Annotated in this window: 10 protein-coding genes; 5 read left to right on the top strand and 5 right to left on the bottom strand. The window is 58.9% G+C overall.

The window, feature by feature from the left end; translation table 11 throughout:
• Nucleotides 1-27: 27 nt before the first annotated feature.
• From KG007_RS10340 to KG007_RS10350, 3 genes are read right to left on the bottom strand one after another with little or no spacing between them, the layout of a single operon-like run.
• Nucleotides 28-531, bottom strand: a complete 504-nt coding sequence (locus KG007_RS10340) for a DUF1735 domain-containing protein (RefSeq protein WP_213348659.1) — start codon at nt 529-531, stop codon at nt 28-30.
• A gap of 18 nt (nt 532-549) precedes the next feature.
• Entirely contained in the window at nt 550-2,493 is a 1,944-nt protein-coding gene (locus tag KG007_RS10345; RefSeq protein WP_213348661.1) for a RagB/SusD family nutrient uptake outer membrane protein, read from the bottom strand.
• Nucleotides 2,494-2,513: 20 nt separating this feature from the next.
• Nucleotides 2,514-5,828, bottom strand: a complete 3,315-nt coding sequence (locus tag KG007_RS10350) for a TonB-dependent receptor (protein WP_213348663.1) — start codon at nt 5,826-5,828, stop codon at nt 2,514-2,516.
• Between the two features lie 418 nt (nt 5,829-6,246).
• On the opposite strand from KG007_RS10350, the gene KG007_RS10355 reads away from it, so the two are divergent.
• From KG007_RS10355 to KG007_RS10365, 4 genes are all read left to right on the top strand, one after another.
• Nucleotides 6,247-6,693 carry a nucleoside deaminase gene (locus tag KG007_RS10355; protein WP_195461242.1) on the top strand — a complete coding sequence of 149 codons (447 nt, stop codon included), beginning with the start codon at nt 6,247-6,249 and terminating at the stop codon, nt 6,691-6,693.
• Nucleotides 6,694-6,792: 99 nt separating this feature from the next.
• Entirely contained in the window at nt 6,793-7,731 is a 939-nt protein-coding gene (locus KG007_RS10360; protein WP_213348665.1) for a tetratricopeptide repeat protein, read from the top strand.
• Nucleotides 7,732-7,924: 193 nt separating this feature from the next.
• Nucleotides 7,925-8,050 (top strand): hypothetical protein, encoded by a 126-nt coding sequence (locus tag KG007_RS14060; RefSeq protein WP_262894109.1) that lies wholly within the window; start codon nt 7,925-7,927, stop codon nt 8,048-8,050.
• Entirely contained in the window at nt 8,043-10,196 is a 2,154-nt protein-coding gene (locus tag KG007_RS10365; protein ID WP_213348667.1) for a fimbrillin family protein, read from the top strand. Before KG007_RS14060 ends, KG007_RS10365 begins: the two co-directional genes overlap by 8 nt.
• Here KG007_RS10365 and queG read toward each other — a convergent pair.
• Entirely contained in the window at nt 10,186-11,091 is a 906-nt protein-coding gene (gene queG, locus KG007_RS10370) for a tRNA epoxyqueuosine(34) reductase QueG (RefSeq protein ID WP_213348669.1), read from the bottom strand. The genes KG007_RS10365 and queG overlap by 11 nt on opposite strands.
• A gap of 99 nt (nt 11,092-11,190) precedes the next feature.
• On the opposite strand from queG, the gene KG007_RS10375 reads away from it, so the two are divergent.
• The gene (locus tag KG007_RS10375) at nt 11,191-12,861 is read left to right on the top strand and encodes an AMP-binding protein (protein WP_195461246.1); all 1,671 of its coding nucleotides are present in this window, start codon (nt 11,191-11,193) and stop codon (nt 12,859-12,861) included.
• A gap of 212 nt (nt 12,862-13,073) precedes the next feature.
• On the opposite strand, the gene asnA is transcribed toward KG007_RS10375, so the two are convergent.
• Nucleotides 13,074-14,108 carry an aspartate--ammonia ligase gene (gene asnA, locus KG007_RS10380; RefSeq protein ID WP_195461247.1) on the bottom strand — a complete coding sequence of 345 codons (1,035 nt, stop codon included), beginning with the start codon at nt 14,106-14,108 and terminating at the stop codon, nt 13,074-13,076.
• Nucleotides 14,109-14,371 lie beyond the last annotated feature (263 nt).

A 14,371-nucleotide genomic window follows, 5' to 3' on the forward strand; every position in this document is an offset into this window, starting at 1 on the left:
TAATTTTTCAGTTGTTTGATCCGGTTGTCAGCCGGCATTTTCAGGCTCTTCGGCTTCGGGCCGAACCGGGTGGAGCAGTACTGTAGCTCCGGACTCGCTGATCGCCGTGTCGGGACTGCCGACCGTGATCGGAAGTACGTAGAGACTGCCCGCCGTGATCGCCGACACGTCCAGACTGACGCTGACTTTGACGGTGTTGTCGTCGTTGCCGAGCCGCACGGTCGCAGCCGGGAGGTCGTAGTAGGCCTCGGGCATCAGCACGTAAGACGTGCCGTTCGCCGCGTTATAGTCGGCCAGCGCCTTGGCATCGACGGTCAGTGTAGCCGTCGAACGGCCGTCGTTGTAGCCGCTCCGGTAGACCCAGACGTTGTAGTCGACCCGGGTCGCGGTTTCGGTCAGGTCGATCTGTTGCAGCCCGCTTTTCGGCAGCAGCAGTTTCGAGTCGATGTCGTATCCGACCTCTTCGTTGTCGGAGCACCCGGCGACGCAGGCGGCCGCCGACAACGCAAGCGCTAAAAATATTTTTTTCATAGTCGTTTCCTTGAATGATTAATAACCCGGATTCTGGACCAGTTGGCCGTTGATGTTGAGCTGCGAGTTGGGAATCGCCAGCCAATAGTGCTTCGGCGAAGAGAAAATGCGCGTGTCGTTCTCCTTCATGTCGCCCAGTTTGTAGAATTTCTCGGCGGTGTCGCCCTCGATGTTCCAGGCTTTCGGGATGGGACGCAGGCACTCCTCGGCGATCTTCCAGCGGCGGATGTCGTGGAAACGGCGTCCCTCCATCATGAACTCGATCGAACGCTCGCGGCGGATGATGTCGCGCAGTTTCTGGCCCGACGGGATGCCGCCGGCCTTGCTCCACGACTCCTGGAACGTCGGCAGGCCGCAGCGTTGGCGGATTTTGTTCAGGCAGTCGTAGCCGTAGTCGCTCAGCGTGCCGTCGTATTCGAAATCGGCCTCGGCGTAGCTCAGGTAAAGTTCGGCGACGCGCATGTAGGGGTAGACGTAGCTCATGTAGGTGCTGACGGCGTAGTTGCCGCTCGAATTGAGCGACATCTTCGACTGCTCGTTGACCCATTTCTGGCAGAAGTAGCCGTTGTAGGACTGGTACTCGTTGTCGTAGCTGCCGGTGAAGCCCTGGGGCTCGCCCTTGCGCGCCTTGATGGTCATTTTACCGCCGTTGAACCGGTACGTGCCGCGGTCGTAACCCACCGACGCGTAGAAACGCGGCTCCTTGTGGAGGTGCATCTCGACCGTTCCCGCCTCTGCGTTGTAGGCCAGCGGGTCGATGTCTTTCGTTTCGGGGTCGTCCTCCCACGGAAGGCCGTTTTTGGTGTAGTACATCTGGACGGCCTCGACCGTCGGACACGAATAGCCGCGGTAAGCGCCCGAAACCTTCGTGTAGTCGTTGGCCAGGTGGCAGCCGAACTGCCGCTGCGTGTAGGTGATCGAACCCGACTTGTTGAGGCTCATCAGGTATTCGTTCTGGTTCATGAACTGCGTCGAGTTGCCGTCGCCGGTGAAGATATACGTGTAGTTGATGCGTCCCAGTTCGAAGGGGTCGGTTACGCCGGAGGTCTTCGATACCGACAGGCCGAGTTTGCGGCTGTCCATCGTGTAGGCTCCCGTGTCTTCCGAGGCTTCGACGCAGTCGATGGCGTCTTTGGCGGCGTCCATCGCACGCTTCCACTTCTCGGCGTCGTAGGTCTGGTTGATCAGGTGCGTGCCGTCCTTGTTGACGAAGTCCGAGTAGAACTCCGTGTTGCCGTTAACGAGCGGCGATGCGGCGTAGAGCAGCAGCCGGGCGCGGTAAGCCAGTGCCGTGGCTTTGATGGCGCGGCCGTACTGGATGGGACCCCAGTAGTCGGGCAGCATCTGGGAGGCTTTCCAGTACTCGCTTTCGATGAAGTCGACGCATTCGTCGTAGGTGCTGCGCGGCACGTTTACGCTGCTCGACGGAGAATTCAGGTCGATCTCCTCGCGGACCAGCACGACCGGGCCGTAGTACTCCAGCAGGATGTGGTGCAGGCGGGCGATCAGGAAGTGCGCCTCACCCGACCAGTATCGCAGGTTGGCTTCCGTGATGTCGGGAACCGATTCGATGTTGTTGAGGAAGTTATAGGCGTAACGCAGGCCCTCGTAAATGTTATACGAGTAGTTGCCCGTCGGAAGCCCCGTGGTCGTTCCCCACAGGTTGAAGTAGGTGTTGGTCGGGGACTCCTGCGAGGTGGCGTACACCAGGCTCTTCCACGAGAAATAACGCACCGAGCCGTAGTAGCTCGAAATCAGGTCGTCGCCGCCGTTCAGGTCGGGCATGGCCTGTGCGTGGAAGAGGTCGGGACACTTGCCGTAGATCATGAAGAGCATCTTCTCGGCCTGGGCCTGGGTCTTGTAAATGTCGTCCTGCGTAGGACTGCCCTCGGGGACCACATCCAGGAAATCGCAGGATGCGGTTGCGAGAAGGAGGGCTAAAGCCAATACTATTTTTTTCATAGCTGTATCGTTCTTATGGATTAGAATTGGTATTGAACACCGATCTTCGCCGTGCGCTGAAGCGGGTAGGTCAGGCCGTGGCCGCCGCCTTTCTCGGGATCCCAGTAGTCGAACGGGGAGATGACGAAGAGGTTGTTGCCCGAGAGGTATACACGGAATTTCTTGATGGTGTAGCCCAGTTCCACGGTCTTCAGACGCAGGTATTTCGCATCGTGGATGTAGAAGGTCGAACTCTGGGTGTTGTTGGAACTCATCTGCGAGGTCAGGCGCGGATAGGCCGCGTCGGCGCGGTTGTTATCCTCCGACCAGTGGTTGTCGGCGATGTACTGCGTGATGCCGTATCCGAAGTGCGAAGCGTCGCAGAACGGGTGCATGTTGTACATCCGCAGCGATACGTTGGCCGCGCCCTGGAACATGAACGAGAAATCGAACCTGCGCCATTTCACCGTCGCGCCGAAGCCGTACTGGATTTCGGGGATCGTGGGACTGCCGGCCGTCGTCACGTCGTTGCCGTCGACGATGCCGTCGCCGTTCAGGTCACGGTATTTGATGTCGCCGACCGTGTAGTTGCCGAACTGCTGTTTGGGCGAGTTGTCGATCTCCTCCTGCGAGGTGAACAGGCCGTCGGCGATCAGTACGCCCGTGATGGCGTTGACCGGATGGCCTACGACCGACATATAGTCGTACATCAGGTCGCCTTCGTCCTTCTCGATCACTTCGTTGCGCGAGAAGGTGAACGTGCCGCGCAGGCTCAGCGACCAATCCTTGTTGAGCTGCTTGTTATAGACGGCCGAAAGATCGAGTCCGTGCGACTTCACGCGGCCGATGTTGCCGTAGGGCGTAACGCCCAGCAGGCCGGTCGACGAAGGCAGCGAGGTGCGCCGCATGAAGATGCCCGTACGGTCTTCGGTGAAGTAGGCGGCCTCGATGCTCAGTGCGTTGAACAGCCCCAGTTCGAGGCCGATGTCGAACTTCTTGGACTCTTCCCACGTCGCGTTGGGGTTGCCGTAGGTGGTGATCTTCGGGCCTTTGCCCTGGGTGTTCCAGTTGTAGTAGAACCCCGAATCTTCGCCCATGGCCACGATCGAGCGGTAGGGGAAACGTTCGCTCAGGGCGTCGTTACCCGCCAGGCCGTACGATGCCCGGATCTTCAGGTTGTTGACCGTCTGGCGGATGCCGTCCCAGAACGACTCGTTCGAAATCACCCAGCCGGCGGCGGCCGAGGGGAAGAAACCCCAACGCTTGCCGGGGGCGAAGTTCTCCGAACCGTTGTAGCCGAAGCTGGCCTCGAACAGGTAGCGGTTGTCGAATCCGTAGGTCACACGGCCGGCCATGCCCTGTTCGCGGTAAGGCAGCAGGTTTTCCTCGCTCGTGCCGGCGATGTTGTTCTTCTTCTCGTTCATGCGGTAGACGAACATCGCGCCCACGTCGTGCCTGCCGAATTTGCGGGCGTAGTTGAGCGATGCCTGCAACGCGTAGCGGCGGTGGCCGCCGTTGCCGTCGGTGCTGGTCAGGTAGGTCGTACCCGTGTCGCCGATCGAGTTGGTGATCAGGTTGGCTGTGCCGTCGGGATTCAGCGAACTTCCGTCCTCGACCTTGAAGTAGTAGGGGGTCGCCGTGCGGTAGGTCGCCGAATAGGTGTAGTTGTAGAACGACGCCGTGAGGTTGGCACTCAGGCCCTTGGTGAAGAAATCCAGGTTCTGGTCCAGCGTAAAGGCCGTTGTCATGTAGGAGTAGTAGCGTTTTCCGTAGCCGCGGGCCAACTTGGCCAGCGGGTTGAGGTCGGTGGCGCCGGTGTCCCACGAAGCATTGTTGCCGTAGCGGACGAACGTGTCGCCCTCTTCGGCCGGAAGCGTGGCCGGGAAACGAACGGGGTTGGCGCGCATCGAGTAGTAGAACAGGTCGCCGATATCCTCGATCGGGCGGGTGTTGTACTCCAACTGGGCGTTGACCTTGATGCCGACGGTCGTCGTCTTGGTGATGTTGGCGCTGACGTTGCTCTGGAAGATGTATTTCTGGTGGTTCATCTTCACGTCATAGGGGTTCTGCTCGATGTCGGCGATGATGCCGTTCTCGTTCGAGACCGCCGCGTTGAGGAAATAGCTGACTTTCTGGCCGCCGCCGCGAATATTGAGGTTCAGGTTCTGGTTGACCGTGAAATCCTTGAACAGCAGGTCGTACCAGTCGTTGTTGGGGTAGAGGTATTTGTTGAGGCCCGCCTTCGTTCCGTTGATCTTGTCGGCCGAGTAGAACGGTTGGTAGGTGTGGAGCGTTCCGGTCTCCTTGGCCGTGTTGAAAACGGCTTCGTTGTAGAGCTGCATGTAGGTCACGCCGTCGGCGACATCCTGCACCATCGTAGGCAGCGAGAAGGTGTTTTCCAGGCGGACCGAGACGTTCATCTTCTCCGAGTTGCGGCCGTTTTTCGTGTTGATGAGGATTACGCCGTTTGCTCCGCGCGAACCGTAGACGGCCGTTGCGGCGGCGTCCTTCAGCACCGAGAACGACTCGATCGATTCGGGAGGCATGTTGTTCAGCATGTTGCTCAGTACCTCCACGCCGTCGAGGATGATCAGCGGGCTGTTGCTCGAACCGAAGGTCGAGATACCGCGGACGTAGAAGGTGGCGCTGTCGTAGCCGGGTTCGCCGGTGGTCTGGCGCGAGATCATGCCGGCGATGTTGCCGGCGAACGCCGTGGTCAGCGAACTCGACGTGATGTTCAGGTCGGAGGGTTTGACGGAGGTGATCGACGATACCATCGACTCCTTTTTCTGCGTGCCGTAGCCGACGACGACGACTTCGTCGAGCGTGTTGTTCTGTTCGACGAGCGATACGAGTTTGAACAACTCTGCGTCCTCGGTATGGAGTTTCTTGGTGTCGAAACCGACATACGAGAAGGTTACATATTTGGATTTGGCGGGAATGGTGAAGGTGTACGAACCGTCGCCGTTGGTGATCGTGCCGGCATTCGTGCCTTCGACATAGATCATAACGCCCGCGAGCGGGGAGTTGTCGGTTCCGGAGATTACCGTGCCGCTGACCGTTTGGGCGACATCGCGCGAACCGCTGGCGGCCTGGTGGATGCGGACCTGAGTGCCGCTGACCGAGTATTGCAGCCCGACGCCGGGCAGGATCTGGTCGAGAATTTTGTTTGCGCTTACATTTTTTTCCTTGACCGTGACGACTTTTGTCAGGATGGATTTTACCTCATCGGGGTAGGTGAAGCGCAGTTCGCTCTGCGACTCGATGGATTCGAGGACCTCCCTGAGGCTTGCGTTGGTTACATCTATCGTTACATAGATGCCGCGGATTTGGGCGGATACATTTCCCCCCCCCACAGGCAGGGTAGAATTCCGGACATCAGCAAAACGGCGATGAATCGCAGGATTGCCGGAAAATGCCCGTTCCCAAGTGTTTTTTGGCGAGTTTCTTCCATAATGGTTTTAATAAGGTTCTGGTTAGTAATTGATGAAGTTTCGAAATGTAGTGGGCGTGTGGTTGTGTCTGGTTTGGAGTCTGAAATGTCTGTTTTGTAGAATCGGCTTGAATTTAAAGGTTTTGTGGACTATTCCATATGCAAATATAGAAAATAAGATGTACAATGCAAGTAATTTTTAATTTTGATTTTATTCTTTTTGGTGGAAGTATTGTTTTGAATCGAAATAAGCCGTGCAGCGGCATTCCGGGGCGGGATTCGAAGGGTAAAGAGGTGCGTTCTTCGGAAAAAATGGTTACTTTTGCCGAAAACGATCCGACATGGAACAGCAGCAAACCGACGAAAAATTCATGCGCCTGGCACTAAACGAGGCACAAAAAGCGTTAAAACAACAGGAGGTCCCCATCGGGGCGGTCGTCGTGGCCGACGGTGCGGTGATCGGGCGGGGGCACAACCTCGTCGAAACCCTTGCCGACCCGACGGCCCATGCCGAGATGCAGGCCCTGACGGCCGCTGCCTCGACGCTCGGGGGCAAGTACCTGCAAAACTGCACGTTGTACGTCACGGTCGAACCGTGTATCATGTGCGCCGGGGCGATCGGATGGGCACAGGTAAGTCGCGTGGTGTGGGGCGCGGACGATCCCAAGAAGGGTTACAGGCGCTATTCCGAGGCGGTATTCCATCCCAAAACCACAGTGGCACGGGGTGTGCTCCGGGAGGAGTGCGAGGAGTTGATGAGCAGTTTTTTCGCGGGTTTACGCGGATAGATTTGGTAAAAAAGGAATTTTTTTTATACTTTTGCATCCAACGCATTCCGGGAACGGGGTGTATGAACCGAAAACTAAAAAAACGTATAGGAAACAACCATGAAAAAATTATTAGTACTTGCAATTGTGCTGTTGGCGGCGGGGTCGCTCTCGGCGCAGGATGTCACAGCAATCTACAATGAAGCGGGCGCCGCTTACAACGCCAAGGATTTTGCCGGCGCAGCCGCGAAATTCGAGCAGGTGATCGAACAGGGCATGGACAACGAAGATGCCGCTTCGCAGGTGGCCACCGCTAAAAAGACGCTTCCCACGTGTTATTTCATGATGGGTGGCGGCGCCATCCGGACCAAAAAGTACGACGAGGCACTGAAGAATTTCACCAAGTCTGCCGAGTTGGCCGAACTCTACGGCGATATGAGCCAGATGGCCAAGGCCAACGGGTGGGTAGCCAAGATCTACCAAATCCAGGGCGGCGAGGCTTTCAACAACAAGGATTATGCAACCGCTGCAAGCGTGTTCGAGAAGGGCTACAAGGCCGACCCCGACAATACCGCGATGGCGCTTAACCTCGCGATGAGCTATTGCGAGATGGGCGAGTACGAGAAGGGTATGGACATCTACGAGGCCGTTGCTGCCAAGACGCATCCCAAGTATGCCGAGGATGCAGCCAAAGCCAAGGAGATGATTGCCCTTTACACCAATAACAAAGTGGCTACGCTGCAGGCAGCGAACGATTTCGACGGTATCATCGCGATGGCCGACGCGCTGCTCGCGAAGAATCCCGCCAACGCCCTGGCTGAGAAAGTCCGCCTGCAGGCTTATGCCAGCAAGAAGGATTTCAACAAGGTGATCGAACTGGGCCAGTCTGCTGCCGATGCACAGACCGATCCCGAGGACAAGAGCCTGATGTACCTGACGCTCGGCGCTGCTTACAACGCCAAGGAGATGAAGCCGCAGGCTATCGCCGCCTTCCAGAAGGTGACGGCAGGTCCCGCTGTCGAAAGTGCGAAAGCCGCGCTTGCCGAGCTGACGAAATAGTCGGGAAGTCGGTGCGCGAAACCCGACGGTGCGCGCTGCGGCAACCCTTTCGCCTCTGAACTCCGCGTTTTACGCGGGCGACGGGCCGAACTGAAAGCGGACTTCACTGTGGGGTCCGCTTTTTCGTGCCCTGCGGTGAATGGGGTTTGGTACGGTATGTGCTTCCTTTTCCGGCGTTTAACGATTTTTGGCAATGGAAAAGGAAACGTATTTGCGGCCGGAGGTCGAAGTGGTGGAGGTGCGCATCGGGCGCGGATTCGCCGGATCGACCGTAGACGGCGGGGTCGAAGGTTTCGACCGGGAGGACTGGAATGAATAGGTTTACGATTGCGGCGTTGGCCGGATGCGGGCTGTTGTGCGCCTGTACGGCCGATCGGACCGGGGACCCGGTCCCGCCGCAGGCCGTGACGCGCAGCATCCGGATTGCGGCGGCGGTCCCTTCGACCCGCACGGAACTGGCTCCGGACGGTTACAACGTCCTGTGGACGCCCGGCGACCGGATCGGAATTTATGTCAAAAGCGGCGATACGTTCACCACGGTCAATGCCCCGCTGACGTTCGAAGGCACGGAAGCCGCGGCCAACGGCACTTTCGGCGGCGATATTACACTTACCGAAGGTGCTTCGGATTATACCCTTTATGCCTATTACCCGTGGTCGGAGCAGGCGTCGGACGACGCTTCGGCGGTCGCCTTTACGCTGGGAACATCCCAGGTACAGGCCGCTGCGGGCGATTCTTCGCATCTGGGCGATTCCGATTTCCTCGTGGCGGGAGCCGTCGTGAGTGCGACGGGGGATTTTCCGGCGCTGGCGTTCCGCCACGCCTTCGCGGTGATCGAAGTCGACCTGACGGGGTCGGGGACGATGGCCGGCAAACGACTCTCGGAGGTGACGCTCTACTGTACGGACGCCGCATCGGTCGATTCGGCGGGCAACCTCGGGGAGATGTCCAACATGACCGGAGCGTTCACGTTCGACCTGACGGCCGCTTCGGGCAACAACACGGCGGCGTATGCGGGCGGTTCGGCGCAGATCAACTATTGCAGCCTCGGGTTTACGGAGGCTCCGGTTTTGGGGAGTGAACCCGTAAAGGCCTATCTGACGGTCAATCCGGCGGATTATTCGCGCGGCGGCGGAAAAGTATATGTCGTGGTGCGGACCGCCGACGGTTATACGGCGACCTACACCCGTCCGGGACTGGCGATCGCTGCGGCACAAATGAAAGTCATCACGCAGGCTGTCGCTGCGGGCACGGCCCCGCAGCCTGTGGCGGACCTGTCGGGCAGCGGTCCCCGGGCAAATTGCTATGTGGCTTCGCAAGCGGGGCAGGAGTATTCGTTCGACGCCACGATGGCCGGGAACGGCTCGATTTCGCAGGCCCTTTCCGAAGCCGTACAGCGTTACGAAGGCCGTACGCTTTCGGCTTCGCTGTCGGGCTCGGCGGCCCGCCTGCTGTGGCAGAGCAATCCCCACCTGATCGACCCGGCGAGCGTGCGTGTGGAGGGCGGCAGAATCTATTTCACGCTTACGACGCGCCCCACGTCGCTGGGCGGCAATGCCGTTATCGGACTTTATGCCGACGCGTCGTCGGACGAGGCACTGTGGAGCTGGCACATCTGGATTACGGATGCGGACAACGAAACCCTGACATCGCTTGCCGAAACCTATATCCTTTCGTCCGATTACGAACAGGAGTACGGCTCCGGATCGGTGCAGATGATGGACCGCAACCTGGGGGCGATCTACAAGGAGGACGGGCCTTATGCCCGCTCGTTCCGGGCGCCGCTCTACCAGTGGGGCCGCAAGGATCCCTTCCCGTGGGGAACGGTGATTTTCGATGCGCAGGATGCACCGCACACCTACCTTTCGGAGTGGACGGCCGTGCAGACCTCGGGATCGCCCGGGCAGTCTGCCGGCTATACGGGCAACACGCGGTATGCCACGGCGCACCCCGTTACCTTCATTGCCACGACCGGCGAGTCGTCTTACGACTGGTACTGGGGCGGCGGCAAAGGCAACGGTCCGTCGTTCCGCAACGACGAACTGTGGGGCAATCCTACGGGATATGAGGTCGGACAGAAGACCGTGAAGACGCTTTTCGACCCCTGTCCCCCGGGGTGGGTCATGCCGCACCCTTACGCATTTACGGCTTTCACGAAAACGGGCGCGACGGCGACCGTCGCCAGCGGCGAGGTGCGGACGCAGGGTCCGTTCGTGCAGGGATGGAATTTTCTCTACGGCGATTCCGGTACGACCTATTATCCGGGCGTGGGTTACCGCTATGATGAATACGGATTGTTCCGGTTCACGCCTTCGGGTTATTATTGGTCGAGTTCCCCGGCGCCGTCCGACACGTTCGGGGCATGGGTCTTCGGCCTGACTGCGACGACCGTTTACCAGCGTATCTCGGACCCGCGCGGCTTCGGGCTTCCGGTGCGCTGCATGCGCGATCTGCCTACTCCCTGACGTTGCCTTTGATGCGGGCGAGGCCGCTGCGCGTCAGCGGCGTATGGGCGCAGAGGGCTTCGAAGGCCGCGTCGTCCATTTCGAGCCATGCCGCGGCGTCCATCGCCAGCGGATCGAAAACAGGGTCGAAAGCCGTGTTGCGGTGCAGCGGGGTTCGGGTGTTGTAGGGACAGGTGTTCTGGCAGCAGTCGCAGCCGAAGATCCAGCCGTGAAGGCTGATTCCGGCAGCGGGCTCTTTTTCGATCGTGTGGCACGAAATGCAGCGCCCCGTGTCGATCGTCCGGTCGGGGGTGACGGCTCCCGTGGGGCAGTTGTCGATACAGTTGTGGCAGGTTCCGCAGCGCGATGTCCGGGTCGGGGTGTCGTAGAGATCCGTTTCGTCGGTCAGGATCAGCTCGCCCAGCAGGACGAACGTCCCGAAGCGGGGTGTTACGAGCAGCGACTGGCGGCCTACCCAGCCCAGTCCGGCCTCTACGGCGAGTTGTTTTTCGGCCAGCGGCGCCGTGTCGACGAAGGCGCGGCCCGAGAGCCCGGGATAAGCGGCCCGCAGGGCGTCGAGCATCCGGGTGAGCATCGTCCGGATCGTCGTATGGTAGTCCGCTGCACAGGCGTAGGAGGCCACTTTGGCGCGGTGTTGCGGGGGATAGCCTTCGCTGATGCGGTTCTTGTAGCTTACGGCGCAGACTACCGCCGTGCGGGCATGCTCCACCAAAAGGCGCGGGTCGAAACGCTTCTCCGTATTGCGTTCCATGTAGTCCAGCGACGACTGGTAGCCGTTGGAAAGCCACTCCCGGAAATAGGACTCGTTTTCGGCCAGGTGGCGGCACGGAGCAATGCCGCAGAGGTCGAACCCCGCATCGGCGGCAAGTTTTTTGATGTGCAGATGGTCGAGCATATTGATAATTTACGCCAAAAATAGTGTTTTTTAACCGGAAATTAGTAATTTCGCCCCAAAGTTTCGCGTTATCGAAACGTAGTTAAAAGAGAACACAATATGACGATCAATACACTGTACGAACTGGCCCGCAACAGCGTGGAGAAGTTCGCGTCGAAAATCGCCTTTGCGATGCACGAAGGCGAGGACGTGACTTACGCCGAAGTGGGGAATCGTATTGCCAAAGTGCAGGAAATCCTGACCGGTGCGGGGCTTCGCGCCGGGGACAAGGTGGCCCTGCTGAGCAGCAACATGCCCAACTGGGGCGTTTGTTATTTCGCCGTCACGTCGGCGGGTATGGTGGCCGTGCCGATCCTGCCCGACTTCTCGGGCGAGGAGCTGGACATGATCATCGAGCACTCGGAGGCGAAGGCCCTGCTCGTGTCGGACAAACTCTTCACCAAACTCTCGAAGCAGACCATCGAACGGCTCAACGTGGTGGTCCGTACCAAAAACCTCGGGGTCATTTCGCAGCGCGTCAAGGAGGAGGGTTCGACGGGTATCCCCCAGCCGCAGGACATCGCCGTGATCATCTACACTTCGGGCACTACGTCCAAACCCAAGGGCGTGATGCTGACCCATGCGGCGCTGTGTGCCCAAGTCGGCATTTCGTCGTCGATCTTCCCGGTCGACGGCAACGACACGTTCCTTTCGGTGCTGCCCCTGTCGCACACTTACGAGTGTTCGATCGGCATGATCTATCCCTTCTCGATGGGTGCGCGGGTCGTCTATCTCGACCGTCCGCCCACGGCCTCGGCGCTGATGCCCGCACTGCGCGCCATCCGCCCGACGGTGATGCTGATCGTGCCGCTGATCATCGAGAAAATCTACCGCCACCAGGTGCTTGCCAAGTTCAATTCGAACTCCTTCTGGCGCACGCTCTATAAGATCGGTTTCATGCGCCGTTACCTGCACCGCGTTGCCGGTAAGAAGCTGACGAAGCTCTTCGGAGGCCGCCTGCGCTTCCTCGGAATCGGAGGGGCGAAACTCGACGGCGGGGCCGAGAAGTTCCTGCTCGAAGCCAAGGTTCCCTACGCCATCGGTTACGGACTGACCGAGACTGCGCCCCTGCTGGCCGGAGCGGCTCCTTCGATGGTGCGTCTGGGCTCGACGGGGCCCCAGGCCCCGGGCGTGCAGCTGCGGCTCGAAAACATCAATCCCGAGACCCGGCAGGGCGAAATCGTGGCCCTCTCGCCGAGCGCCATGGTGGGTTATTTCAAGAATCCAGAGGCGACGAAGGAGGTTTTCACGGCCGACGGCTGGTTCCGCACGGGCGACCTCGGCGAATTCGACAAGGACGGCTGGCTCTACATCAAAGGCCGCCTGAAGAATATGATCGTAGGCCCGGGCGGTGAGAACATCTACCCCGAAGACATCGAGACGGTGTTGAACTCGCATGTCTGCATCGCCGATTCGATCGTCACGGAGCAGGAAGGGCGCCTGATCGCCCTCGTGCACTTCAACCGCGAGGAGATCGAGTCGATGATCGACGACTGGCGCGAAGAGTGGGAAGGCAAAAAGGAGGCGTGGGAGGCCAAGACCGAGCAGTTGAAGAAAGAGATCATGGATTTCGTGAATGCCAAGGTCAACCGGTTTTCGCGCATCTCCGAGGTCGTCGAGGAGAAGGACGACTTCGCCAAGACCCCTACGCATAAGATCAAACGCTTCCTGTACAATAAAAACAAGAAGGACAACAAGACCCCCGACCAGCCGGCCGCCGGGAAACAATAATTGAAAACCCCGCTTCCGAAAAGGAGCGGGGTTTTTGTCTGTTGGCTGCGGCTTCTTCGCAGGAGGGGGGGGGTATACGGTTGAACAGGATCGTCTGCGTATCGCAATCCTTTCGTCTTTAATCCCGCCTTTTAGGCTGCCGGGCGCAGAACTGGACAGTTTGCGAGCCGGCGGCCCTTCCGCCCTTAAATCCCGCCTCTTAGGCGGGCGGGTTATTTGAGATAGATGCCGTGGGCGGCGCACTCGTCGATCATCTTCTCGGGCCAGATGCTGACCTGGACCTCGCCGATATGGGCGCAGCGCAGGTAGAACATGCAGAGCCTCGACTGCCCGATACCGCCGCCGATCGAAAGCGGGAGGCGTCCTTCGAGCAGCATGCGGTGGAACTCCATTTCGCGGCGTTGTCCGCAGCCGCAGATTGCAAGCTGGCGTTCGAGGGCCTCGCTGTCGACGCGGATACCCATGCTCGAAAGTTCGAAGGCGCTCTCCAGAACCGGATTCCATACGATGATGTCGCCGTTGAGCCCTTTGTATCCCCCTTCGGTCGGGGTGCTCCAGTCGTCGTAGTCCGGGGCGCGTCCGTCGTGGCGCTGCCCGTTCGACAGTTCGGCGCCGATGCCGATCAGGAACAGCGCACCGTATTTCCGGGCGGCCGCCTGCTCGCGCTCCTTGGGCGTGAGGGTAGGAAACTCCTGCAACAGTTCTTCGGCCTGGAGGAAGGTGATCCGCTCGGGAAGGATGGGCGTAATGTGCGGGTAGAGTTCGTAGACCTCTTCTTCGACGGCTTTCATCGCTTCGTAAATCGTTTCGACGATCCCCTTCAGGAAGCCGAGGTTGCGCTCTTCGGGGCGCATCGTACGTTCCCAGTCCCACTGGTCGACGTAGAGCGAGTGGATGTTGTCCAACTCTTCGTCGGCGCGAATGGCGTTCATGTCGGTATAAAGCCCGTATCCCGGGGCGATCTTGTAGGCTCCGAGTTTCATGCGTTTCCATTTGGCCAGCGAGTGCACCACTTCGGCCCGACGGTCGCCCAGGTCGCGGATCGGAAACGATACGGCGCGTTCCACGCCGTTCAGGTCGTCGTTGATGCCTGTGCCCGAAAGTACGAAAAGCGGGGCCGTAACGCGGCGCAGACGCAGGCTGCGGGCGAGCATGTCGGGGAAAATCTCCTTGAGGTAGCTGATGGCCTGCTCCATCGTTTCGGGAGCGAGTTTGGCCGTATAATCTTCCGGAATGAAAAGCGGCATAAGTTCAGGGTTTGGGTTCGTAAAATACGGATTATCGCACAAATATACGTAAAATGTCGTTTTAAAAAAACCGGACCGGGTTTTAGAGCCTGTTTAAAAATATTTCTCTCGTTCTTTTATGCTTCTTTTTGCGCTTTTTTCGCCTGAAAATCGTTGTATAGAACCACTATGCGCCTCTTTCCAGACGAAAAAAGCCCTGAAAAGCATCTGTAAATAACTTCGGTAACATTTTTAAACAGGCTCTTAGTTTGCCGAAATATGCG

The organism is Alistipes montrealensis, assembly GCF_018362775.1.
In the GTDB taxonomy this organism is placed as follows: Bacteria; Bacteroidota; Bacteroidia; order Bacteroidales; family Rikenellaceae; genus Alistipes; species Alistipes montrealensis.